The organism is Achromobacter sp. GD03932, assembly GCF_029839485.1.
GTDB lineage: Bacteria > Pseudomonadota > Gammaproteobacteria > Burkholderiales > Burkholderiaceae_B > Achromobacter > Achromobacter bronchisepticus_A.
This window is the reverse complement of the sequence record NZ_JAOCAT010000017.1, coordinates 128,036-151,376: the sequence shown is the minus strand read 5'-3', so window position 1 is coordinate 151,376 and position 23,341 is coordinate 128,036. Positions and strand designations below refer to the sequence as shown.

The following is a 23,341-nucleotide window of genomic DNA, read 5'->3' as shown; positions in this document are numbered from 1 at the left end:
GTGGTGCCGATCTTGCCGGCCGCTTCCCGCAGCTCGGCGTCCGTCTGGAACGCGGGTCCCGGCAGCCATTCCTGCGGCTGGTAGCGCTGCAAGGCCGGCGCCGCCGCGATCCGCCGCACCAGGCGGATCGAGTCCGCCGCCACGCGCAGGTCTTCGTCGGTGCTCAGATACCTGGGCGTGATGGCGGGCGCGCCCTGGGGCCCCTGCGCATGCACGCTGCCGCGCGAGGTCGGCCGCAGATTGCACACGCTGGCGGTGAAGGCGTCAAAACCATGCAGCGGCTCGCCAAAGGCGCCCAGCGACAGCGGCTGCACGTGGAATTCGACGTTGGCGCGCGCCTGGCCCGGATCCGACTTGGCGAACGCGCCCAGCTGCGACGGCGCCATGCTCATCGGGCCGCTGCGTTTGAGCAGGTACTCCAGGCCGATGCCCGCCTTGCCCAACCAGGTGGAGGCGATGCGGTTCAGCGTTTTCACGCCCTGCACCTGGATGATGACGCGCAGTTGCAGGTGGTCCTGCAGGTTCTCGCCCACGCCCGGCAGGGCATGATGCAAGGCGATGCCGCTTTCGCGCAGGCGCGCGGGCTCGCCCACGCCGGAGAGTTCCAGCAGATGCGGCGTATTGACCGCGCCTGCCGCCAGCACCACTTCGCGGCGCGCGCGCAAGGTCGCGCTCTGGCCTTTGCGGCGCAGTTGCACGCCGACGCAGCGCTTGCCCTCGAATACCACTTGCTCGGCATGGGCGCCGGTCATCACGCGCAGGTTCGGGCGCTTTTGCACCGGCCGCAGGAATGCCTTGGAGGTATTCCAGCGCCAGCCGCCGCGCTGGTTCACTTCGAAATAGCCGCAGCCGAAATTGTCGCCGCGGTTGAAGTCCTGCACGCGCGGAATGCCCTCCTGCTCGGCCGCGCCGGCGAAAGCTTCCAGGATGTCCCAGCGCAGGCGCTGCGATTCCACGCGCCATTCGCCGCCTGCGCCATGGAACTCGTCCGCGCCGCGGTGATAGTCCTCGCTGCGCTTGAACACCGGCAGCACCTGGTCCCAGCCCCAGGCGGGATCTCCGGACAGTTCGGCCCAGTCGTCGTAGTCCTGGCGCTGGCCGCGCATGTAGATCATGCCGTTGATCGATGAACTGCCGCCCAGCACGCGGCCGCGCGGATAGATCAGGGAACGGCCGCCCAGACCGGCTTCCGCCTCGGTGCGGTACATCCAGTCCGTCCTGGGGTTGCCGATGCAATGCAGGTAGCCGACCGGGATATGGATCCAGTGGTAGTTGTCGTTCCCGCCCGCCTCCAGCAGCAGCACCTGCACGGCGGGGTCGCGGCTCAGGCGGTTGGCCAGCACGCAGCCGGCCGAGCCCGCACCGACGATGATGTAGTCGTATGTCTCCATAAGCTCTTCTTATCTTCTTGCCGGGGCGGTACGCCTGCGGACTGGGTGAGCCGACCCGGCTCTGGTGACCTTGCACGCGCCGGGCATCTACCGTGACTCTCGCGCAGCCGGGCGGAACTGTCCAATGAATTGTTGAAAAACGGTTTATAAGCAACTTAAATAATGCTCAGCCCCTTTTGCTGGCCGCCTACTCCGGGAACCGCCCCATGGACCTGAAGCACATCCGCACTTTTGCCGCCGTGGCCCGCGAGGGCAACCTGACGCGCGCGGCCGAACATCTGCACCTGACCCAGCCCGCGCTCAGCCTGCAGTTGAAGAACTTCCAGGAATCGCTGGACCTGACTTTGTTCTCGCGCACGGCGCAGGGCCTGGCGCCCAATGCCGACGGCCGCGCGCTGCTGCCCTCGGCGCAGCGCATCCTGGACGCCCTCGACGACTTCCAGCGCGCCCTGGGCGCCTTGCGCGACACCGTCCAGGGCGATCTGCGCATCGGCACCATCCTCGATCCCGAATTCCTGCGCCTGGGCGCCACGCTGCAATACCTGGTGGAGCACTACCCCAAGATCCGCCCCACCCTGCGCCACGGCATGTCCGGATCGGTGGCGAAACAGGTGCGGGCGGGCGAGCTGGACGTGGGTTTTTCCCTCGGGCCGCAAGGGCGCGACGCGGCTCCCGCCGGGCTCGAGGCGCTGCCGCTCGCCTCCTTCGCCTATTTCGTCGTCGCCCCCAAGGGCTGGGGCGCGCAGGTGGCCGGCCGCGACTGGGCCGCGATCGCCGCCCTGCCCTGGATCTGGACGCCGCCGGATTCGGTGCACCACAGGCTGCTGTCGGATAAGTTCGACGCGCTGGGCGTCGCGCCCAACGCCGTGGCCGAAGTGGACCAGGAAGCCTCGATGCTGGACCTGGTGCGTTCGGGCGTGGGCCTGTCGCTGGCGCGCGACTCGATCGCGCTGCGCGAGTCCCAGGCCAGCGGGCTGGTGCTGGTCAAGGGGCTGGCGATCCAGGCCGAACTCGCCTTCATCACCCAGGCCTCCCGCCGCGACGATCCCCTGGTCGCCGCGGCCTTCGCCGCCGTCCAGGCGGCGTTTGCCTAGGTCCATCCGCTGCGCCAAACGGGTGCAGCGACGCACGGCAATATGCACCGCCTTGACGCACGCCGCCTGCAGCTGCGCGGCGCGCGACACGCGCGCCAAAAGCCATCCTGGGTCCGCTTCCCCTATGAAGATCCGCGCGCGCCGATGGTCATCGGCATCCCTGGCACAGACTTTGCTTGATGGTTCATGCGCGGGCCGCAAGGCTGGCGAGACAACTTGAGCAGCAACGGCAATGGCGCCCCGACCGCAAGGTCCAGGGCGCCTTTGCGTTTTCTGAAACCCGAATACCCAAGCCCGGGGACATCCCATGAAAGTAGCGGCCGCATCCGATTCTCTGCAGACCCTCGTCGTCATCGGCAACGGCATGGTGGGTCACCATTGCGTCGAGCAACTCATCGCCGGCGGCGCGCTTGCGCGCTACCGCATCCACGTCTACGGCGAGGAAAGCCGCCGCGCCTACGACCGCGTGCACCTGTCCGAATACCTGAACGGGCGCGACGCGGAATCGATGGCGCTGGGCGATGCCGCGCTGTATGAACACGAAGGCGTGACCCTGCACCTGGGCACACCCGTGCTGGAGATAGACCGCCGCCAGCGCGAAATCGTGACCGCCAGCGGCCGCAGCGCCTACGACAAGCTGATACTTGCCACGGGCTCCTATCCCTTCGTGCCGCCGATCACGGGTGCGGAAGGCGCATCGCGCCTGGTGTACCGCACGCTCGACGACCTGGACCTGATCCGCGAGGCCGCCCGCGGCGCGCGCCGCGGCGTGGTGGTGGGCGGCGGCCTGCTGGGGCTGGAAGCCGCCCATGCGCTGAAGTCGCTGAACCTGGAGGCCCACGTGGTCGAGTTCGCGCCGCGCCTGATGCCGGTGCAGCTGGACGAGCAAGGCGGCGCGGCGCTCAAGGCGCGGATCGAGGCGCTGGGCGTGGGCGTGCACCTGTCGCGCGCCACCCAGGACATCAAACCCGGCACGCAGTACCGCTACCGCATGCGCTTTGCCGAAGGCGCCCCGCTGGAAACCGACCTGATCGTGTTTTCGGCCGGCATCCGGCCGCAGGTGGCGCTGGCGCGCAAGGCCGGGCTGACGCTGGCCGAGCGCGGCGGCGTGGCCATCGACGACCAATGCCGCAGCAGCGATGAACACATCTACGCCATCGGCGAATGCGCGGCCTGGAACGGCAGCGTGTTCGGGCTGGTGGCGCCTGGTTATCAGATGGCGCGCACGGTGGCGGCGGCGCTTTGCGGCAACGCCGATCAGGCCTTCAGCGGCGCCGACATGTCCACCAAGCTCAAGCTGCTGGGCGTGGACGTGGGTTCGATCGGCGACGCCCACGGCGCCACGCCCGGCGCGCGCAGCTACCGCTACATCGACGAAGCCGGCGCCGGCTACCGCCGCCTGGTAGTGTCGGCCGACGGCAAGCGCGTGCTGGGCGCGGTGCTGGTGGGCGACAACAGCTACTACGACACGCTGCTGCAATACGTGCAGAACGGCATCGCGCCGCCCGCGGACCCGGCCAGCCTGATCCTGCCGCAGGGCCAGGGTGCGCCGCTCCTGGGCGTGGATGCGCTGCCCGCCGCCGCCACCATCTGTTCCTGCCATAACGTGAGCAAGGGCGCGGTCTGCGCCGCGATCGACGGCGGCTGCGCGGACCTGGCCGCGGTCAAGAGCTGCACCAAGGCCGCGTCCGGCTGCGGCGGCTGCGCCAGCCTGCTCAAGCAGGTGGTCGAGCACGAACTGGCCAGCCGCGGCGTGGCCGTGGACAAGAGCCTTTGCGAACACTTCCCTCACACCCGCCAGGAGCTGTACGCCATCGTGCGCGTGAGCGGCATCGAATCCTTCGACGAGCTCCTGGCCAGCCACGGGCGCGGCCAGCAGGGCTGCGACATCTGCAAACCCGCGGTGGGCTCCATCCTGGCCTCCTGCTGGAACCGCCCGATCCAGGATCCCCACCTGGTGCCGCTGCAGGACACCAACGACACCTTCATGGCCAACATGCAGAAGAACGGCACCTACTCGGTCGTGCCGCGCATCCCCGCGGGCGAGATCACGCCCGACGGCCTGATCGCCATCGGCGCGGTCGCCAAGAAGTACCAGCTGTACACCAAGATCACCGGCGGCCAGCGCATCGACCTGTTCGGCGCGCAGCTGCATGAACTGCCGGACATCTGGGCGGAATTGATCGCCGCCGGGTTCGAGACCGGCCATGCCTACGGCAAATCCACTCGCACCGTGAAGTCCTGCGTCGGCAGCACCTGGTGCCGCTACGGCGTGCAGGACAGCGTCAAGATGGCGCTGGACATCGAGCACCGCTACAAGGGCCTGCGCTCGCCGCACAAGCTGAAGTTCGCCGTGTCCGGCTGCACCCGCGAATGCGCCGAGGCGCAAAGCAAGGACATCGGCGTCATCGCCACCGAAAACGGCTGGAACCTCTACGTCTGCGGCAACGGCGGCATGCGCCCGCGCCACGCGGAACTGTTCGCCACCGACCTGGACGACGCCGCCCTCATCCGCACCATAGACCGCCTCTTGATGTTCTACATCCGCACCGCCGACAAACTGCAGCGCACTTCGGTGTGGCGCGAATCGCTCGAGGGCGGCCTGGACTATCTGAAGCAGGTGGTGCTGGAGGACAGCCTGGGCCTGTGCGCCGAGCTGGAAGCGCAGATGCAGCTGGTGGTCGATCGCTACGAATGCGAATGGGCCAACGCGCTGAACGATCCGGAAAAGCTCAAGCGCTTCCGCACCTTCGTCAACGACGCCAGCGCCGACCCCGGCATCCAGTTCGTGCAGGAACGCGGCCAGCCCCGGCCCGCTCCCGCGCGCGTCATCGCCATCACCGAGGAGATTGCCTGATGGACGCCCTGATCCGCGAACCCCAAGACTGGCGGCCGGTATGCCGGCGCCAGGATCTGGTGCCCAATTCCGGCGTGGTGGCGCTGGTGGATGGCGCGCAGGTCGCCTTGTTCTACGTGCCGCAAGCCGCCGGCGACGGCGTCTATGCCATCGATAACCGCGACCCCAAGTCCGGCGCCAACGTCATCGGCCGCGGCATCGTCGGCCACGTGGGCGGCGAACTCATCGTGGCCTCGCCGCTGTACAAGCAGCACTTCCGGCTTGCCGACGGGGTATGCGTGCAATACCCGGAGCAGCGGCTGCGGACCTGGTTGGCGCGCTTGAACGGCGATGCGGTGGAGATCGCCTGAAACGCGCCGCCGCCGGCTCAGCCCAGTCCGATGCGCCGGGCGCCCGCCCTGAACAGCGCTTCGGCATCGCCGGCCAGGCGGAAGGCCGCCAGGAAGTCGTCCACGCGATATGCGGGATGCGTCTTGCGTATCGCGGCCAGCAGGCCGGAGGTTTCATCGTCCTTGCCGGCTATCGCCAGGCAGCAGGCCGCGATCGCCAGGATGTGCACGTGGGCGTTGGGGCGGGCCGCCGCCTTCAGCGCCCAGCCGGCGGCTTCCTCGAACCGGCCCAGGCGCACCAGCGCCAGGGCGCGCACGGCCAGCATGCCGAACAGCAGCGGGTCGTAGGGACTCAGTTCGCGTGAATGGTCGGACCAGCCTATCGCGGCCTCGGCGTCGCCCGACTGGCAGTGGACGAAGCCCAGGGTGTAGTGCGCCAGCGCGAAGTTCGGGCTCAGGTCCACGGCGCGCGTCAATTCGGCCAGCGACTGATCCTGGCTGCCGCGCAGCCATAGCGCCCGGCCCATGGCCCAATGCGCCGCCGGGTCGCGGTCGTCGGCGATCAGGCCCTGGCCGGCGGCTTCGAACGCCAGGTCGATGGCCGGCGCTTGTGCGCCCCAACGCTGGAACGCATCCTGCCAATGGGTGAACGACAGGCCCGCGTAGGCCCGCGAGAACGTCGGGTCCAGCCGCAAGGCCATTTCGAAAAAGTGCCGCGCCTGCTCGTTGTCGGCCCGGTTGAAGCGGTACATGTGCCACAGGCCGCGGTGATGGGCCTGCCAGGCGTCCAGGGAGTTCGGCGGCTTCAGAATGGCGCGGTTGCGCTCGGCGGCCTCGATTTCGATGTCGACGGCGGCCACGATCCGGTTGCCGATTTCATCCAGGGCCAGCAAGGCATCGTCCAGCTGCCGGTCGTAGACGTCCGCCCATACGATGCGCGCGGTCCGGGCTTCTATGAGTTCAACGGCCACGGCGATGCGGTCTTGCCGGCGCTGCAGCCACCCGCTCACCACGTAGTCCACATTGAGCGTGCGGCCGGCCTCGTCCGGCCCCACGTTGCGCTGGTCCAGCGCGAACACCGTGCCTTGCGCTATGACGAACAGGCTGCGCAGCTTGGCCAGCCGGGCGATGATGTCATAGGCCAGGCCATCGGCCAGCCCGCCGCGCACGCCGGCCAGCGCCGAGCGGTCCACGAACGGCATCACCGCGATCGAGGCGCGGCCCCCGCGCTGCGCGGGCGGCTCCTCGGGCGGCTCTCCTGGCGCGGCCTCCGGCTGCGGCGCCTGGCCGGTCCGCCCCCTCAACGCCCGCCACGCGTCGCGCAACGGCCGCCAGTCCAGCCCGTCCGCCTCGAAGGCCCGCACCGCGGCGGCCAGATGTTCCTCGCCTTCGCGCCACTGGCCGCGCTGCGCCAGCAGGCCCAGCAACAGCTCGTGCGCACGCCGGTCGAAGGGCGCAAGCTGCAGCCACTTGTCCAGGCAGGCGAAGGTATCGCCTGACCCTGCCGGGAGCCTGGCCGCCAAATGCTCCAGGACGGCGGCATGGCAGGCTCTCAGCCGCCGGCGCTGCGCGGTCAGCCAGTTGTTGAAGAAGGGATTGCGGTCGATCTCCAGCCCCTCGAGGAAATCACCCGCGAACTGCCCGGCCAGCGCTTGCAACCGCCCGCAGTCCACCTGGGCGATACCCTGCTGCATCGCACTGCCGATTTCGATGGCATCGACATGGCAGTCGGCCAGGTCCAGCCGCACCGTATCCTGCGCCGTCTCGACCCTGCGCCGGCCGGGCTCGTCCAGCAGCGCGCGGGCCTTGCTGAGGCACCAGCGCAGTTCGCCGCGCGGATCGTTCGGAACGTCCCACAGCAGTTCGCACAGATGCGCGCGCTGCACGGGCTGCGGGGCAAGCGCCAGATAGGCGACAAGCGCGCGCAGCTTGCGCGACGGCGGCAGCGACAAGGCCGCGCCCGCCCGGCTGATCGCCACGGGTCCGAGCAGGCGCAGCCGGACCTCGCCGCCGGGGACGGAACCGGCCGGCTGCGCGGGGCCGGCCGAACCCTCGGCCGATTCCACGCCGGCTACCACGCCCGCCTCCATGGCCCGCTCTTAACTTGGATCTCGGGATGCACGGTGCGCGCAAGCCTGCGCGGCGCCGGTTGCGATTCCCCGGCAGGCCGGTATCGCGCGCTGCCGCATACACAGAGCCTTAACGGAGACAGACCATGTCCATTTCCTCCCTCGCCACCAGCCCCGTGCGCGATTCCGCGCAGCCCGACCTGGCCGCCTTGAAGACACGCCAGCAAGGCACCTGGGCTTCCGGGGACTATGCCGTAGTCGGCACCACGCTGCAGATCGTAGGAGAACAGCTGTGCGAATCGCTGGATGTCCGCGCCGGACAGAAGGTGCTTGATGTCGCCGCTGGCAACGGCAATGCCTCGCTGGCCGCCGCCCGCCGCTGGTGCGATGTCGTTTCGACCGACTACGTGCCGGCGCTGCTGGGCCGCGGCCGCGAACGCGCCGCCGCCGAGCACTTGAAAATGGAGTTCCAGGAAGCCGACGCCGAGGCCCTGCCGTTCCCGGATGGCGGATTCGACGCGGTCGTCTCGACCTTCGGCGTGATGTTCACGCCCGACCAGGACCAGGCGGCGGCCGAACTGGTCCGCGTCTGCCGCTCCGGCGGCAAGATCGGCCTGGCCAACTGGACCCCCGAGGGCTTCATCGGCCAGGTCTTCAAGACCATAGGCAAGCATCTGCCGCCGCCCGCCGGCGTCAAGTCGCCGGCGCTGTGGGGCACCCGCGCGCGCATCGAGGAAATGTTCGGTCCGCACGCCTCGTCGATCCAGACCCAGCCCCGCCACTTCGTGTTCCGTTACCGCTCCCCGGAACACTGGCTGCAGGTCTTCAAGACCTATTACGGCCCCCTGCTCAAGGCGTTTGGCGCATTGGATCCGGCCACCCAAGCCGCGCTGACCAGCGATCTCATGGTGCAGATAGACCGGTATAACCGCTCCGGTGACAGCGCGATGGTCGTACCCAGCGAATACCTGGAGATCGTGGTGACGCGCCGGTGACCGGACCTTGATGCCTGGCTTGGGCCGGTCCGGGCCATCCACGCGGACAGCGGACGGGAAGCGATCCATGGCGCAACGCCTTCACGGCCGCCCGCGGAATGGCCCGGGCGGCCGATGTAGACCAACCATACGATGAGATAGGCAATGGCGTGCCGGCCATTGCCGGACGGGGTGCGAGCCCTTATGCGGAATCATACGCCCGCCCTGGCTCGCGCGCCGCTACAGCGCGGAAGCCAGCGCGTACTCCATATAGAGCTGCCGCAGCTCGCGGCACACGGGTCCGGGCTGGCCCGTACCGACGCGCTGGCCGTCCAGCTCGATGACCGGCAGCACGAAATGCAGCGCCGACGTCAACACCAGCTCCGTCGCCCGCCGGCATTCGTCCAGCGTGAACTTGCGCTCCTCCACCGCCACCCCGCGCTTGGCGGCCAGCGCCAGCACCGCCGCGCGCGTGCAGCCCGGCAGTATCTCGCGCGACAAGGGCCGCACCACGATCCGTCCTTGCGCGTCGACCAGCAGCGCGCTCGACGAGGCGCCTTCCGTCACCACACCGTCGGCATCGACCATCAACGCCTCGAACGCGCCCGAGGCCTGCGCGGCCTGCTTGGCCAGCACCTGGGCGATCAGCGACACGCTCTTGATGTCGCGCCGCTGCCAGCGCATGTCCGGCACGCTGGCCACCCGCACGCCAGATTCCGCCAGCGGATTGACGCGCAAGGACTTCTCGCTGACGTACATCATCACGGTGGGCTCGACGTCGGCGGGAAAGGCGAAATCGCGCTTGCTGTCCGTGCCGCGCGTCACCTGCACATAGACGGACCCCTCGCGCAGGCCGTTGCGCAGCACCAGTTCGCGGCAACGCGCCAGCAACGTGTCGCGCGGCAGCGGATTGCGGATGCCGACTTCGGCCAGGCTGCGCGCCAGGCGGGCGGCGTGCCGCTCGAACTCCAGCAGCAGGCCGTCGATTACCGCGATCACCTCATAGACGCCGTCGCCGAAAAGAAAGCCCCGGTCCAGCGCCGGGATGACGGCCTGCTCGGCCGGAACAAGATTGCCGTTGATATGGAAAATGGAAGACATGGATGCCTAGGTGGAGTGAAGGAAATCAGTGGCTGATGATGCGGGACAGGAAAGCTCGCGAACGCGCCGACGCGGCGTTGCCGAAGAACGCCTCGGCGCTGGCATCGTCGACGATCTCGCCGGACTCCATGAACACGACGCGGTCGGCGACGCGGCGCGCGAATCCCATTTCATGCGTGACGACCATCATGGTCATGCCGTCGCGCGCCAGCCCCGTCATCACGTCCAGCACTTCACCGATCATTTCCGGGTCCAGCGCCGAGGTCGGCTCGTCGAACAGCATCACCACCGGGTCCATGGCCAGCGCCCGCGCAATCGCGACCCGCTGCTGCTGCCCGCCCGATAGCTGTCCCGGGTGCTTGCCGCCATGCGCCGCCACGCCGACGCGTTCCAGCAGCGCGGCCGCCTTCTCCAGCGCTTGCGCGCGGCTGCGGCCCAGCACGCTGACCTGCCCCAGGCAGACGTTCTCCAGCACCGTCAGATGGGGAAACAGCTCGAAATGCTGGAACACCATGCCGACGCGGGCGCGCAGTTTCGGCAGATCCGTGCCGGGCGCGCCGACGTCGGTGCCGTCGACCACGATGCGGCCCGCATCGAAAGGTTCCAGACGGTTCACGCACTTGATCAGCGTGGACTTGCCCGACCCGGACGGCCCGCAGACCACCACGACCTCGCCGCGCTGCACGCGCAGCGAGCATTGCTTGAGCACCGGCAGATCGCCGTAGCGCTTGCCGACCCGTTCGATCTCGATCATGTATGTAGACTCCTCATGGAAACAGCTTCAGGCCCCGATCCGGGCGCGCAGCGCCCGCACGCCGCGCGAGGCGGTGAACGAGATCACGAAAAACACCAGCGCCACCAGCATGTACATTTCCACCAGGCGGTTGTCGCGCTGCGCGATCTTGGTCGCGGCCCCCAGAAAATCCGTGAGCGACAGGACGTAGACCAGCGCCGTTTCCTGGAAGATGACGATCACCTGGGTCAGCAGCACCGGCAGCATGTTGCGAAATGCCTGCGGCAGGATCACCTTGCGCAGCACTTGCGCATGCGTGAGGCCCAGGGCGCTGCCGGCGGCATACTGGCCTGGCCCCACGCTCCCGACCCCGGCCCGGATGATTTCGGAAAAATACGCGGCTTCGAACAGGATGAAAGTGATGAACGCCGACCCCATGGCCCCCAGCACGATGGGCCGCTCAGCCCCCGTGACCGCCTGTAGCGCATACGGCAGGATGAAATAGATCAGGAAGATCACCAGCACCAGCGGCAGCGAGCGGAACAGGTTCACGTACACCGTGGCAGGCCACGCCAGCAGGCGGCCGCCATACAGCCGCGCAATCGCCAGCAAGGTGCCCAGCAGCACGCCGCCCACGGTCGACGTGAAGGTCAGCAGCAGGGTAAAACGCAGGCCCGACAGGATCAGGTACGGCAACGCGTCAACGATGGCTTGCAGGTCGAAATCCGTCATGCCCTGCCCCCTTTCGCCGCGCGCCCGCCGACCGCGCGCCCCGGAATGCGCAACTTGTATTCGAGCGCCCGCATCACCACGATCACAATCAGGTTGAGCGCCAGATAGGCCATGGTCGCGGTCAGGAACGCCTCGAACACCTGGAACGAAAACTCCTGCATCGCATGGGCCTGGGCGGTCAGTTCCGCCAGCCCGATGGTCAGCGCCACCGAGGTGTTCTTGATGGTGTTCAGGCAGTCCGACGTCATGGTGGGCAGGACCGTGCGCAGCGCATTCGGCAACAGCACGTGCCAGTACAGCTGGGGCAGGGTCAGCCCCAGCGCCAGACCTGCGTTGCGCTGCCCCTTCGGCAGCGCTTCAATCCCCGCGCGCAGCTGTTCGCCGATGCGCGCCGACATATACATGCCGATGGCCAGCGCGGCCGTGTAAAAGGACGCGTCGGGCAGTTGCTTGATCCAGTCTCCCGCCGCCGTCGGCAGCAGTTCCGGCAAGACGAAGTACCACAGGAACATCTGCACGATCAGCGGGATGTTCCGGAACACTTCCACGTAGACGGCCGCCGCCGCGCGCACCCCGCGATACGGCAGCGTGCGCGCCACGCCGACCGCCAGGCCCAGCGCCAGCGCGATCAGCCACGCCAGCGCCGCCGTCTTGACCGTCACGCTCAATCCATCCAGCAGGGTTTGCAGATAGGTTTGCCCGCCATCGGGCGACGGGGCCAGCAGCACGCCCCAGTTCCATTGATATGCCATGCTTTTCTCGATGATCAGGCCGCGCGCGGTCCCGGCCCCGGGGCGGGGCCGCGCATCGGCGTATTGCGGCAGGTTCCGGGCCTAGCGGTAGGCGGCCGGATCGCCCGAGTCGGTGGGAGTGGCGACCACGCGCTTGAGCGCCTCGCTCATCGCCACGTTCAGGTTGATGCCCTTGGGCGGCAGCGGGCTGCGGTACCAACGGTCGTACAGGGCCTGGAACTCGCCGCTGGCATAGAGCGCCTTGATGGTGTCGTCCACCAGCGCCTTGAACTGCGGATCGTCGCGGCGCAGCATGATGGCGTAGGGCTCGATCGACAGGGACTCGTCGGACACCTCGTAACGGTCGGGCTGCTTGGCGTTGGCGATCAGGCCGTACAGCAGGATGTCATCCATCACGAAGGCGGCGGCGCGGCCGGTCTCCACCATCAGAAAGCCTTCCGCGTGCTCCTTCACGGGCACGATGCGCATGCCCAAGCCCCGCGTTTCATTCAGCTCGTTGATCTGACGGATGTTCGCGGTCCCGGAGGTCGACGCCACCACCTTGCCCTTCAGGTCGTCGATGGAACGCAACTTGGACGACTTCTGGCTGAGGAACCGGTTGCCGGTGACGAAGGTCGTGACCGAGAACGCCACCTGCTGCTGGCGGTCCAGCGTGTTGGAGGTCGAGGCGCACTCCAGGTCTATGGTGCCGTTGCCCATCAGCGGAATGCGCGTGGCGGAGGTGACGGGCAGGTATTTGACCTGGATGTCGCTGCGCTTCAGACGGGCCTGCACCGCGCTGACGATGCGATTGCAGATGTCGATGGAGTAGCCGACGGGTTTCTGGTTGCCGTCGTAGTAGGAAAACGGGATCGACGTCTCGCGATGGCCGATGGTGATCGCGCCGGTGTCAGCGACCTTCTTCAGCGTGCCGTCGAGCTGCTGGGCCGCGACGGGGCCCGCCATTGCAACCGTCAATGCCGCGATCAATGCCTTGATGGAAAGTGCCATGCTTTTCTCCTTGGGATTCATGTACTTGTGGGGTGCTGCGCAGGACTCGCCGCCGAGCGCGCCCGTCTCCCGCCCGTGGCGGGAGTGGCGGGCGCGGCCAGTCAACGTTGGGTATACAGGTTGAACACGCGCTGCACCGGCTCCTGGGCCGGCCCCTGGCGGCGCGCATACATGCAGATCTGCATCGGGACGGCGCAGCGCCGGTCCTTGATCGCGACGATCTCTCCCGCGTCCACCGACGCCCGGGCGCTGGACTCGGGCAGCCACGCCAACCCGACGCCGGCGCTGACCAGCGTGCGCGCGCCGTCCACGAAATCGGTTTCGCAGACGCGCTGCAGGACGGGACGTTGCAACAGGTCGCCGCAAGACAGGTCTACCAGCCGCCGGAAATAGGCGCCCTGGGCATGCGACACATAGGGGTAACGCGCCTGGGAATCGGCGTCGTACAGCGCGGTTTCGTCCACCGGCATCGCGGCGGGGCGGAACAGGCGCAGGAAATCGGGTTCCATGCCGGTCCGCATGTAGGCTTGCGGATCCAGCTGTATATCTTCCGCGGCGTGGCGAAAGCACACCAGCAAGTCCACCACGCCGGCCGCCAGCCACTCGACCGAATCGTGCACATTGCCCACATGCAGGCGCAGCGACTCGACCCCGCTCTCCTCCTTCCAGCGGACGCACCAACCCGGGAAGTGCGAGGTCGCCAGGCAATGCGGCATCGCCACCCTGAGGACCGCGCCGTCATGGCCGGTGACGCTGGCCTCGCCGCGCGCATCCACCACCTTGCGCACGATCTCGGCGGCATTGGAACGGAATTGCTCGCCCGCCACGGTCAGCCGCAAGGGAAAGCAGCCCCGGTCGATCAGCGCCGCGCCTGCCCAGGTTTCCAGGGACTGGATGCGGCGGCTGAACGCCGACTGCGACACATGCCGCAGCTCGGCCGCCGTGGTGAACTGCCCGCATTCCGCCAAGGTCAGGAAATCCTGGAACCAACGTAGATCCATTGCAACCGCCGCGCCGTCAGAGTGAATGCGAGGCAGTATAGGGACCGCGCCCGGACGCCTTATGCATAGTTTGCATAACGCCCTCGCCGTCAGGGTTACTCCGGACTGACCTGCTCCCTCTCCATCCCTGCCGGATCTTCCATTTCGATATGCTTCTTGAACCGGAAACGGCCTTATCACGCCCTTTTTTTGAGCGTCCCAGCACAGTCCAGATGGAAAATCTGGGGATCACGCGGCTGGCCGAGTCGATGTAGGCGTACCTGAGGACCCGATATGGAGCTCCCAGAAATAGCGCGAAGCGCGGGGCAGAATTTTCACAAGTGGGTCGGAACTCAAGAAGTGAACCCAACTCCACCGGATATTCGATCAAAGGGTCTATCGCCCCCCTGAGAAAATACAGTCTTTCGATATAGGATGGACTCGGATGACTAACCCATTCGGCAGTAATCTTTCGCGTGGCCACAGAGCAGTGTGGATAGATCAAGCCTGGGACAAACTGGACGTCTTTCTCGTCCAGGAAGTTTCGCCAGTAATTAAGCTAACCGAATACCCCGGAGAAATTATCAGCGGGAAGATCGTCCACACCATTCCACAAGCGAGCATTTCTCAGGTAATTATCTCACCATACAACAACCAACATCCGAACTCACCGAGCCCAATCACTCGCCACGCGCATTTTATTGAAAACCTGGCAAGCTCCATAATTCGCGAAACGGGAAATATTTCACCCGAAGACCTTGTAACGCATCTAGAATCAGATTCACGCCTGAAGGGTTGGGATTCACGAACCATCGAGATATTGATAAAGTGCATGGTTGCATCCAACCGCCTCCATGCAACCGTTAAAACCACTGGAAGAGGCCGCAATCGCAAAAGCTCGGTCGAGCTAACCCTGTCGAAGGGCGCGCTGCTAGTTGAGAAAGCAAGAACGTTCGCAGGTACGTTTGCCAACGAGCTAGCTCAGCTCAGCGAACGTGTACGCCACATGATCAGCCATCCTGGAGCGGTTGGCTCCTATCGAGAATCTCTTCTACAGAACTTACTAAAAAGATCCCTTCCAGAACGCTACCATGTTGCCACTGGTTTTATCCACGGATGTCCCAGGCAGCTCGACATATTGATCTACGATAAAATCGAGTACCCAGTCCTGTTTCGGGAGGGAGACCTCGTCGTGGTGCCACCGGCTTCGGTTCGCGCGGTCATTGAGGTGAAAACAAATTTGGGAAAATCTGAATTGTGGTCCAGCCTCGAACAGATAGCACAGGTCTCCAGCTTTGACACCCCGGGGCGGCCGTTTTTTAAAGGCATATTCGCTTTCGAATCCGGCCTCAGTGACGATACGCTTCTAAAGCATCTGCACTCATTTTATTCAGATTCGATCGATGACAATATTTCGGCAATACCGGATTTTGACGAGAATCAGCCGCATATTGTTCACCCCGGATTCGGCTCAATCAGTCAGCCCTACCAACATTTGACTAGCCTCTGCATATTGGACTTACTGTATGCATACATCGACTACGAGAAGTCCAGCAAAGGACGGTACGAAGCTGCGATCTGGAATCTAACCAGCGCCACCAAATTAAAAGCACAAGCGGCTCATTTCGTTGATCAACTTCTGGCATATCTCAATATTGGTCAATCGCCAAACCTTCACAACTATCATTACAGAAGATCGCTAGGTGCCGACACCATCATCACGAAATTTTGTGACATCACGGCTAAATATTCATATGCCTGGGGAGCTTATTTCGCAGAGGAACAGGGCATAGATGGCGGCTTAGAAGATCGCGAAGAAATGGAAAAGAGAATCAATGAAACCCAGCTATGGCTAAAGATGTAAAGCGCCTATAACGTCCGAGCATACGCACATATCACCCCAGCAAGCGATCATGATAAAGATCGCTTCGCCAAGGCCCCCTCTCTGCCTAGGGCAGGTTTTCCCGGAAGATCACCTGGCTGCGCGCCAGTTCCACCCCGTTCATCGGGCTGCGCTTGTCGCGCAGGTTGCAGAAGATGCGCACGCAGCTCATCAGCGCTTCCATCGGGCTTTGCGTGATGACCGCGTCCATGGTGCCGTCGATCAGCAGCGCGCGGGTGTCGGGCGTGAGGCCGTGGCCGATGAAGACCACCCGGTGCTGCTGCCCGGCTTCCTTCAGCGCGCGCGCCACGCCGTCGGACGCGCCGCCGATGTTGTAGATGCCGGCCAGCTGCGGATATTGCTCCAGCAGTTGGCGGGTCTGTTCGTAGTTGCGCTGCGCGTCGTCGTAGCCTTCGCGCAGGTCCACCACCTGCATGGCCTGGAACTGTTCGGCGTACAGCTGCAGGAAGCCGCCTTCGCGCTCTTCGTGGGCGCGGTAGTGGCGCGACCCGGCGATCAGCGCCACGTGCGCCGCGCGCGACCCGATGAAGCGCGCGATCAGGTAGCCCGCGGTGCGCCCGGCGGCGCGGTTGTCCAGGCCCACATAGGCCACGCGGGCGCTGTTGGCCAGGTCGGAGATCAGCGTCACCGCCGGCACGCCCTGCTGCGCCAGCAGGTTGACCGCCTCGCGCACCGCGGGGTGCTCCAGCGCCATGAACGCAATGCCGTCGGCGCGCTTGCCATGCTTGGCCAGCGCCTGCGCCAGCGCGTCCGGATTGAAGCTCTCCACGTACTCGACCTGGCACCTGGCGTTGAGCGGTGCGAAGTGCTCCTGCGCATAGCTGACGGTGTCGCCCAGCATGCGCAAGTAGCGGTTGCTGCCTCGCGGCAGCAGGAACACCAGCCGCAAGGGTTCGGGCGCCGCGGCCGCGCGGACCTCCTGCTCCGGCAGGTAATCCAGCTCGATGGCCGCCTTGAAGACTTTCTGGGCGGTGCTGGCGCGCACGCCCGGCCTGCGATTCAGGACCCGGTCGGCGGTCGCGGTCGACACTCCAGCGCGCTCCGCCACATCGGCCAGGCGTGCCAGCTTGCGTTCGGGAGGCGTTCGATTCACATCAAAATCCATCATTAATCAGGTTTGACGATGTTGGCAACGATTCACTATTGTCCAGTCTGCCGCATGGTACTGGCGCTGTTGTGGCACATCAAAAAACATCATAACCAAGATTATGGAGACAAGCATGAAGCTGCTGACACGCCGTAGCGCCCTGCGCCGCCTTTGCGCGGTTCCCGCCGTCGCCCTGACCTCGGGCTTTCCGCTGATCGCCCGCGCCGCCGACTACACGCTCAAGTACGGCAACAACCTGCCGGTCACGCACCCGCTGAACATCCGCGCCCAGGAGGCCGCCGAACGCATCCTCAAGGAAAGCAACGGCCGCGTGGACATCAAGATCTTCCCGAACAACCAATTGGGCGGGGACACCGACATGCTGGCCCAGGTGCGCTCGGGCGGCATCGACTTCTTCACCCCGTCCGCGCTGGTCATCGCGACCCTGGTGCCGGTCGCGGCGATCAACGCCGTAGGCTTCGCCTTCAAGGACTACAACCAGGTCTGGAGCGCCATGGACGGCGCGCTTGGCGCCCACGTGCGCGCCGCCATCGCGCAGCGCCGCCTCTACGCCTTCGAAAAAATGTGGGACAACGGCTTTCGCCAGACCACCAGCAGCAAGGCGCCGGTCAAGTCCGCCGCCGACATGGAAGGGCTGAAGATCCGCGTGCCGGTCAGCTCGCTGCCGATCTCCATGTTCAAGGGCCTGGGCGCCGCCCCTGCCAGCCTGCAGTTCAGCGAGGTCTATTCGTCGTTGCAGACCAAGGTGGTGGATGCGCAGGAGAACCCGCTGCCCATCATCCAGGTGGCCAAGCTGTACGAAGTGCAGAAGTACTGCTCGCTCACCAACCACATCTGGGACGGCTATTGGTTCATCGCCAACGGCCGCATGTGGGAAGGCCTGCCGCAAGACCTGAAGACCGTCGTGGCGCGCGGCATCAACGAGGCCGGCCTGGCCCAGCGCGAAGACATCAAGAAGCTCAACGCCTCGGTGCAGTCGGACCTGGAGGGCAAGGGACTGCTGTTCAACCAGCCGTCGGCAGACAGCTTCCGCGAGCAATTGCGCGCGGCAGGCTTCTACAAGGAATGGCAGGGCCGCTTCGGCAACGAGGCCTGGACCCTGCTGGAGCAGGCCGTCGGCAAGCTGGCCTGAGGACGCGCCATGTCCTCCCTGTCCGCTCCCCACGCCGCGCCGCAGGCGCTGCCGGCCCACCCCTTGCGCCGCGCCGCCGGCGCGCTCGACGCGCTGCTGGGCAGCGTGGTCGAACACGTGGCCGCGGCCATCGTGCTGGTCGAGATCGCGGTGCTGTTCGCCGGCGTGGTGGCGCGCTACGCCTTGCACAGCCCGCTGGTCTGGTCCGACGAACTGGCATCCATCCTGTTCCTGTGGCTGTCGATGCTGGGCGCGGTGGTCGCCCTGCAGCGCGGCGAACACATGCGGATGACGGCGCTGGTCAACAACGTCAGCCCGGCGCGCCGCGCCCAGCTGGAAACGCTGGCGCTGGCCGCGTCGCTGGCCTTCCTGGCGCTGATCCTGGCGCCCGCCGTGGAATACGCGCATGAAGAACACTTCATCATCACGCCCGCGCTGGAGCTGAGCAACGCCTGGCGCGCCGCCGCGATTCCGGTGGGCATGGGGCTGATGGCGGTGGTGGCGCTGCTGCGCCTCCTGCGCACCCAGACCGCGCCGCAGATGCTGGCGGCGCTGGCGGGAGCCGCGGCCGTGGTCGCGCTGTTCTGGGTGGCGCAGCCCCTCTTCGCCACGCTGGGCAAGCTGAACCTGCTGATCTTCTTCGTGGGCATCGTCGCCGCCACGGTGTTCTCGGGCGTGCCCATCGCGTTCTCGTTTGCGCTGGCCACGTTCTCCTACCTGGCCCTGACCACCAACACGCCCATGGTGGTGATGGTGGGCCGGCTGGACGAGGGCATGTCGCACCTGATGCTGCTGGCGGTGCCGCTCTTCATCTTCCTGGGTTCGCTGATCGAGATGACCGGCATGGCGCGCGCCATGATCCAGTTCCTGGCCAGCCTGTTGGGCCACGTGCGCGGCGGGCTGTCCTACGTGCTGATCGGCGCGATGTACCTGGTGTCCGGCATCTCGGGTTCCAAGATCGCCGACATGGCGGCCATCGCGCCCGTGCTGTTCCCGGAAATGCAGAAGCGCGGCGCCAAGCCCGGCGACCTGGTGGCGCTGCTGTCCGCCACCGGCGCGCAGACCGAGACCATTCCGCCGTCCATCGTGCTCATCACCATCGGCTCGGTGACGGGCGTGTCCATCGCCGCGCTCTTCACCGGCGGGCTGCTGCCGGCCGTGGTGCTGGGCCTGGCCCTGTGCTCGGTGGTGTGGTGGCGTTACCGCAAGGAAGACCTGAGCCTGGCGCAGCGCTTCAGCGCCCGCGAGATCGGACGCTTCTTCGTCATCGCCCTGCCCGCCGTGGCCCTGCCCTTCGTGATCCGCGCCGCGGTGGTCGAAGGCGTGGCCACCGCCACCGAGGTCTCGACCATAGGCATCGTGTACTCGGCCGTGGTCGGCCTGCTGATCTACCGGCGCTTCGACTGGGCCCGCTTGAAGCCCATGCTGATCGAGACCGCCTCGTTGTCGGGCGCCATCATGCTGATCGTGGGCTGCGCCACGGCCATGGCCTGGGCGCTGACGCAGTCCGGCTTCTCCGGCGACCTGGCAAAGCTGATGGCCGGCATGCCCGGCGGCAGCTACGGGTTCCTGGCCGTGTCCATCGTGGCCTTCATCATCCTCGGCAGCGTGCTGGAAGGCATACCCGCCATCGTGCTGTTCGGCCCGCTGCTGTTCCCGATCGCGGCGCAGGCCGGCGTGCATGAGGTGCACTACGCCATGGTCGTGATCTTCGCCATGGGCATAGGCCTGTTCGCGCCGCCCTTCGGCGTGGGCTACTACGGCGCCTGCGCCATCAGCCGCGTCGATCCCAACGAAGGCATCGGCCCGATCTGGGGCTACGTCGCCGCGCTGCTGGTGGGCCTGGTGATCGTCGCCGCCTTCCCCTGGTTCTCCATCGGTTTCCTGTGAGGTCAGCGGCCCGCAGCGGGCCGCATCCTCCCGACATCCTCAAACCTCTCCCGCAAAGAATCCATCATGAGTCGTTTCCTGGGCGAAATCCGCCAACTCGGTTATGTGGTGCACGACATCGAAGCCGCCATGGACTACTGGAGCAGCACGCTGGGCGTGGGCCCCTGGTACTACAACCCGCGCGTGCCCATCGTCAACTACCAGTACGACGGCGCGCGCCACGAACCGCACAACTCGGTAGCGCTGGCCAACTCCGGCTTCGTGCAGGTCGAACTGATCCAGACCCGCAACGACGTGCCCTCCATGTACCGCGACTTCCTGCAGGCCGGCCGCACCGGGCTGCAGCACGTGGCCTACTGGACCGAAAGCTACGACGCCGACCTGGAACGGCTGCTGGCGCAAGGCTTCAAGCCCAAGATGAGCGGCGAAGTGGGCGAGAAAGGCCGCTTCATCTACTTCGACACCGAATACCACCCGGGCACCGTGATCGAACTGTCCGAAGTCGCCGGCCCCAAGGGCCGCCTGTTCGACCTGATCCGCGACAGCGCCCGCGATTGGGACGGCAAGGACCCCCTGCGCCCCTTTCCCGACCTGAACCGGATCTGATTCCCTTACCCGCCATCGCCGCCATGAATTCCCAATCGTTTAGCGCCACCTACCTGATCGAAACCCCGCTGGACCCCGCAAGGGTCGCGGAGATCATGGCCGGCGAGCAATCCTGCGGCACCTTTGCCCGGGTGCAGGGCGAAACCGACGAGCTGCGCGCCCGTGCCCGCGCGCGCATCGAGTCCATCGAGTCCCTGGAATCCGTGTCCGCGCCCAGCCTGCCCAACGCCTGGCTGGCGCGCCAGCCGGGCGGCATGCCCGGCCGCTACCAGCGCGCCCGCGTGCGCATCGCCTTTCCCGTCGCCAACGTCGGCGCCAACCTGCCGACGCTGGCTGCCACGGTAGGCGGCAACCTGTACGACCTGGGCGAAGTCACCGGGCTGCGCCTGGAAAGCATGGAGCTGCCGGCCAACTACCGCGCCCAATTCGACATGCCGCGCGCGGGCATCGCCGGCACGCGCCAACTGACCGGCGTGGCCCACGGTCCGCTGATAGGCACCATCATCAAGCCCAACGTCGGCCTGTCGCCCGAACAGACCGCGCACCTGGCGGCCCAGCTGTGCGCCGCGGGCGTGGACTTCATCAAGGACGACGAGGTCTGCGCCAACCCCGCCCACGCGCCGCTGGCCCAGCGCGTCGCCGCCGTCATGGCGGTGGTGCGCGCGCACCGCGAACGCACCGGGCGCCAGGTCATGGTGGCGTTCAACATCAGCGACGAAACCGACGCCATGCGCCGCCACGCAGACCTGATTGAACGCGAAGGCGGCACCTGCGTCATGGCCAGCCTGAACCATTGCGGCTACTCGGCCATCCAGACCCTGCGACGCGGCACGCCGCTGGCGCTGCATGGGCATCGCAACGGCTACGGCGCGCTGTCTCGTGACCCCTTGCTGGGCGTGGGCTTCCAGGCCTACCAGACGCTATGGCGACTGGCCGGCGTGGACCATATGCACGTGCACGGCCTGCAGGGCAAGTTCGCCCAGGAAGACGCCGAAGTCGTCGAGTCGGCGCGCGACTGCCTGGCCTCGCTGACTCCCGGGATCGACGACCCCGTCATGCCGGCATTCTCGTCCGGACAATGGGCCGGCACCGTGCCCGCCACCTGGGCCGCCGTGCGCAGCGACGATCTGCTGTTCATGTCCGGCGGCGGCATCCTCGCCCACCCGGACGGCCCCGCCGCGGGCGTGCTCAGCATCCGCCAGGCCTGGCAGGCCATGCGCGACGGCGAGCGCCTGGAAGACTACGCGCGCAACGCGCCGGAACTGCGCCGCGCCATCGAGCGCTTCGGCGGCCGCGCATGAATTCAGCGGCGCAAGAAGAAACGCGGCCGCGGCTGGGCTGGTACGGCGACGACTTCACCGGCGCCACCGACACGCTGGCCGAAACCGCCCGCGCCGGCCTGCGCAGCCTGCTGTTCCTGGGCGTGCCCACGCAGGAACAACTGGGGCGCGCCGGGCCGCTGGACGCCATCGGCATCGCGGGCGCGGCGCGCGGCATGGCGCCGGCCGACATGCAGGCCGAACTGCGCGCCGTGGGCCGCTACATGGCGGGTGCGGGCGTGCGCGTGCTGCACTACAAGTGCTGCTCCACCTTCGACAGCGCGCCGCATGTGGGCAGCATCGGCGCAGCCGTGCGCGAGCTGCGCCGCCACATGCCCAACCCGCTGGTGCCTATCGTGGGCGGGCAGCCCAGCATCGGCCGCTATTGCAGCTTCGCCCAGCTGTTCGCGCGCGCGGGGTCCGCGCCCGAGATCCACCGCATCGACCGCCATCCGGTCATGAGCGCGCATCCCGTCACCCCCATGCACGAGGCCGACCTGCGCCTGCACCTGGCGGCGCAGGGCTTGGCGGACATCCGCTCCTTGCCGCACACGGCCTACCCGCGCCTGCGGCGGGCGGCGGATGCGCCGCTGCTGGACGACTGGATGAACCAGGTCATCGACAGTACCGACGGACCGCTGCTGCTGGATCTGGTCGACGAAGAACAGCTGGCCATCATCGGCCGCCTCATCTGGCGCGCGGCGTCCTGCCTGCCGCTGCTGGCGGTCGGCCCCAGCAGCGTGCAGCAGGCGCTGGCCCGCGCCATGCCAACCGGCGGCACAAGCGCCGCGGCCGCGCCGCTGCAAGCGGCCTCGGGTCCGGTGCTGGCGGTCGCCGGCAGCCTGTCTCCGGTCACGGCCAGGCAGATCGCCGCGTGCCGGCAATACCAGCGCCAGCCGCTGCAGGCGGAACGGCTCTTGCGGGACCCTGCCTATGCCGCGCAACAGGCGCAGCTGGCCGCCGCCACGCTGGCACAGGGCCGCAACGTACTGGCGCACACCGACCGGCCCGCCCAGCCCCTCGCCCCGCATCAGACCGCTGCAACCGCCCGCGCCACCGGCCAACTGGTGGCGGACATCGTGCGCGCCAGCGCGCAAGCCGGCGCGCGCCTGTCGCGCATCGGCATCGCCGGCGGCGATACCTCCAGCCAGGCGACGCTGGCCCTGGGCGTCTGGGGCCTGGCGTTCCGCTGCGTGCTGGCGCCCGGCGTCACCGTCAGCCTGACCCGCAGCGACGACCCCGTGACCGACGGCATCGAGCTGATGCTCAAGGGCGGACAGATGGGCGGCGATCTGCTGTTCGATGAGTTGGCGTCGGGGCAGCGCTGAAGCGTGCGCGTCCGGGTTATGCTGCGCCGGTGCGCCCAGCCGGCGGGCGCCGC

General features: G+C 67.0%; 19 protein-coding genes. 10 read left to right on the top strand and 9 right to left on the bottom strand.

Features of this window, described 5'->3' with window-relative positions; all coding sequences use genetic code 11:
- The coding region (locus N5C88_RS17415) for a GMC family oxidoreductase N-terminal domain-containing protein (RefSeq protein ID WP_280015881.1) at window positions 1–1,391 on the bottom strand (1,391 nt) is incomplete at its 3' end.
- 206 nt (window positions 1,392–1,597) lie between these two features.
- Here N5C88_RS17415 and N5C88_RS17410 point away from each other — a divergent pair.
- The 3 genes from N5C88_RS17410 to nirD all read left to right on the top strand — a co-directional run bounded on the left by N5C88_RS17410 (window position 1,598) and on the right by nirD (window position 5,692).
- Window positions 1,598–2,485, top strand: coding sequence for a LysR family transcriptional regulator (locus N5C88_RS17410; protein ID WP_280015880.1), 888 nt, complete (start codon window positions 1,598–1,600; stop codon window positions 2,483–2,485).
- 307 nt (window positions 2,486–2,792) lie between these two features.
- Complete coding sequence (gene nirB / locus N5C88_RS17405) at window positions 2,793–5,342, top strand: nitrite reductase large subunit NirB (protein WP_280015879.1); 2,550 nt, start codon at window positions 2,793–2,795, stop codon at window positions 5,340–5,342.
- A complete protein-coding gene (nirD, locus tag N5C88_RS17400; RefSeq protein ID WP_059373409.1) occupies window positions 5,342–5,692 on the top strand; it encodes a nitrite reductase small subunit NirD in 351 nt (116 codons plus the stop codon). Before nirB ends, nirD begins: the two co-directional genes overlap by 1 nt.
- Before the next feature lie 17 nt (window positions 5,693–5,709).
- Here nirD and N5C88_RS17395 read toward each other — a convergent pair whose 3' ends face one another.
- A complete protein-coding gene (locus N5C88_RS17395; protein WP_280015878.1) occupies window positions 5,710–7,761 on the bottom strand; it encodes a transcriptional regulator in 2,052 nt (683 codons plus the stop codon).
- A gap of 125 nt (window positions 7,762–7,886) precedes the next feature.
- Between N5C88_RS17395 and N5C88_RS17390 the strand changes: the two genes are divergently transcribed.
- Entirely contained in the window at window positions 7,887–8,735 is an 849-nt protein-coding gene (locus N5C88_RS17390) for a class I SAM-dependent methyltransferase (RefSeq protein WP_280015877.1), read from the top strand.
- Window positions 8,736–8,954: 219 nt separating this feature from the next.
- Here N5C88_RS17390 and N5C88_RS17385 read toward each other — a convergent pair whose 3' ends face one another.
- The 6 genes from N5C88_RS17385 to N5C88_RS17360 form a co-directional block, all read right to left on the bottom strand.
- On the bottom strand, window positions 8,955–9,815 hold the full coding sequence (locus tag N5C88_RS17385) for a D-amino acid aminotransferase (protein WP_251881513.1): 861 nt from the start codon (window positions 9,813–9,815) through the stop codon (window positions 8,955–8,957).
- Between the two features lie 25 nt (window positions 9,816–9,840).
- A complete protein-coding gene (locus N5C88_RS17380; protein WP_251881515.1) occupies window positions 9,841–10,569 on the bottom strand; it encodes an amino acid ABC transporter ATP-binding protein in 729 nt (242 codons plus the stop codon).
- A gap of 27 nt (window positions 10,570–10,596) precedes the next feature.
- Window positions 10,597–11,280, bottom strand: a complete 684-nt coding sequence (locus tag N5C88_RS17375; RefSeq protein ID WP_059373420.1) for an ABC transporter permease subunit — start codon at window positions 11,278–11,280, stop codon at window positions 10,597–10,599.
- Entirely contained in the window at window positions 11,277–12,032 is a 756-nt protein-coding gene (locus tag N5C88_RS17370) for an amino acid ABC transporter permease (RefSeq protein WP_059373422.1), read from the bottom strand. Before N5C88_RS17370 ends, N5C88_RS17375 begins: the two co-directional genes overlap by 4 nt.
- An 81-nt stretch (window positions 12,033–12,113) precedes the next feature.
- Window positions 12,114–13,022: a transporter substrate-binding domain-containing protein gene (locus N5C88_RS17365; protein WP_251881518.1), complete on the bottom strand. Its 909-nt coding sequence runs from the start codon at window positions 13,020–13,022 to the stop codon at window positions 12,114–12,116.
- Between the two features lie 101 nt (window positions 13,023–13,123).
- Complete coding sequence (locus N5C88_RS17360) at window positions 13,124–14,023, bottom strand: LysR family transcriptional regulator (protein WP_059373425.1); 900 nt, start codon at window positions 14,021–14,023, stop codon at window positions 13,124–13,126.
- Window positions 14,024–14,447: 424 nt separating this feature from the next.
- Here N5C88_RS17360 and N5C88_RS17355 point away from each other — a divergent pair, with 424 nt between their 5' ends.
- Window positions 14,448–15,866: a DUF6602 domain-containing protein gene (locus tag N5C88_RS17355; protein ID WP_280015875.1), complete on the top strand. Its 1,419-nt coding sequence runs from the start codon at window positions 14,448–14,450 to the stop codon at window positions 15,864–15,866.
- Between the two features lie 85 nt (window positions 15,867–15,951).
- Here the strand turns inward: N5C88_RS17355 and N5C88_RS17350 are convergent, their stop codons facing one another.
- A complete protein-coding gene (locus N5C88_RS17350) occupies window positions 15,952–17,013 on the bottom strand; it encodes a LacI family DNA-binding transcriptional regulator (protein WP_059373427.1) in 1,062 nt (353 codons plus the stop codon).
- A gap of 112 nt (window positions 17,014–17,125) precedes the next feature.
- Between N5C88_RS17350 and N5C88_RS17345 the strand changes: the two genes are divergently transcribed.
- The 5 genes from N5C88_RS17345 to N5C88_RS17325 all read left to right on the top strand — a co-directional run bounded on the left by N5C88_RS17345 (window position 17,126) and on the right by N5C88_RS17325 (window position 23,288).
- Window positions 17,126–18,145: a TRAP transporter substrate-binding protein gene (locus tag N5C88_RS17345; RefSeq protein ID WP_054456226.1), complete on the top strand. Its 1,020-nt coding sequence runs from the start codon at window positions 17,126–17,128 to the stop codon at window positions 18,143–18,145.
- Between the two features lie 9 nt (window positions 18,146–18,154).
- The gene (locus N5C88_RS17340; protein WP_280015874.1) at window positions 18,155–20,035 is read left to right on the top strand and encodes a TRAP transporter large permease subunit; all 1,881 of its coding nucleotides are present in this window, start codon (window positions 18,155–18,157) and stop codon (window positions 20,033–20,035) included.
- 66 nt (window positions 20,036–20,101) lie between these two features.
- Window positions 20,102–20,641 (top strand): VOC family protein, encoded by a 540-nt coding sequence (locus tag N5C88_RS17335; protein WP_280015873.1) that lies wholly within the window; start codon window positions 20,102–20,104, stop codon window positions 20,639–20,641.
- A gap of 23 nt (window positions 20,642–20,664) precedes the next feature.
- Window positions 20,665–21,942 (top strand): ribulose-bisphosphate carboxylase large subunit family protein, encoded by a 1,278-nt coding sequence (locus N5C88_RS17330; protein ID WP_280015872.1) that lies wholly within the window; start codon window positions 20,665–20,667, stop codon window positions 21,940–21,942.
- Window positions 21,939–23,288 carry a four-carbon acid sugar kinase family protein gene (locus N5C88_RS17325; protein WP_280015871.1) on the top strand — a complete coding sequence of 450 codons (1,350 nt, stop codon included), beginning with the start codon at window positions 21,939–21,941 and terminating at the stop codon, window positions 23,286–23,288. The genes N5C88_RS17330 and N5C88_RS17325 overlap by 4 nt, the downstream gene beginning before the upstream one ends.
- The last annotated feature ends 53 nt before the right edge of the window (window positions 23,289–23,341 follow it).

Bases quoted from the DNA above. Each gene is read 5' to 3' on its own strand.
- N5C88_RS17410 (WP_280015880.1), top strand. From the start codon at position 1,598: ATGGACCTGAAGCACATCCGCACTTTTGCCGCCGTGGCCCGCGAGGGC.
- nirB (WP_280015879.1), top strand. From the start codon at position 2,793: ATGAAAGTAGCGGCCGCATCCGATTCTCTGCAGACCCTCGTCGTCATC.
- nirD (WP_059373409.1), top strand. From the start codon at position 5,342: ATGGACGCCCTGATCCGCGAACCCCAAGACTGGCGGCCGGTATGCCGG.
- N5C88_RS17395 (WP_280015878.1), bottom strand. From the start codon at position 7,761: ATGGAGGCGGGCGTGGTAGCCGGCGTGGAATCGGCCGAGGGTTCGGCC.
- N5C88_RS17390 (WP_280015877.1), top strand. From the start codon at position 7,887: ATGTCCATTTCCTCCCTCGCCACCAGCCCCGTGCGCGATTCCGCGCAG.
- N5C88_RS17385 (WP_251881513.1), bottom strand. From the start codon at position 9,815: ATGTCTTCCATTTTCCATATCAACGGCAATCTTGTTCCGGCCGAGCAG.
- N5C88_RS17380 (WP_251881515.1), bottom strand. From the start codon at position 10,569: ATGATCGAGATCGAACGGGTCGGCAAGCGCTACGGCGATCTGCCGGTG.
- N5C88_RS17375 (WP_059373420.1), bottom strand. From the start codon at position 11,280: ATGACGGATTTCGACCTGCAAGCCATCGTTGACGCGTTGCCGTACCTG.
- N5C88_RS17370 (WP_059373422.1), bottom strand. From the start codon at position 12,032: ATGGCATATCAATGGAACTGGGGCGTGCTGCTGGCCCCGTCGCCCGAT.
- N5C88_RS17365 (WP_251881518.1), bottom strand. From the start codon at position 13,022: ATGGCACTTTCCATCAAGGCATTGATCGCGGCATTGACGGTTGCAATG.
- N5C88_RS17360 (WP_059373425.1), bottom strand. From the start codon at position 14,023: ATGGATCTACGTTGGTTCCAGGATTTCCTGACCTTGGCGGAATGCGGG.
- N5C88_RS17355 (WP_280015875.1), top strand. From the start codon at position 14,448: ATGACTAACCCATTCGGCAGTAATCTTTCGCGTGGCCACAGAGCAGTG.
- N5C88_RS17350 (WP_059373427.1), bottom strand. From the start codon at position 17,013: ATGATGGATTTTGATGTGAATCGAACGCCTCCCGAACGCAAGCTGGCA.
- N5C88_RS17345 (WP_054456226.1), top strand. From the start codon at position 17,126: ATGAAGCTGCTGACACGCCGTAGCGCCCTGCGCCGCCTTTGCGCGGTT.
- N5C88_RS17340 (WP_280015874.1), top strand. From the start codon at position 18,155: ATGTCCTCCCTGTCCGCTCCCCACGCCGCGCCGCAGGCGCTGCCGGCC.
- N5C88_RS17335 (WP_280015873.1), top strand. From the start codon at position 20,102: ATGAGTCGTTTCCTGGGCGAAATCCGCCAACTCGGTTATGTGGTGCAC.
- N5C88_RS17330 (WP_280015872.1), top strand. From the start codon at position 20,665: ATGAATTCCCAATCGTTTAGCGCCACCTACCTGATCGAAACCCCGCTG.
- N5C88_RS17325 (WP_280015871.1), top strand. From the start codon at position 21,939: ATGAATTCAGCGGCGCAAGAAGAAACGCGGCCGCGGCTGGGCTGGTAC.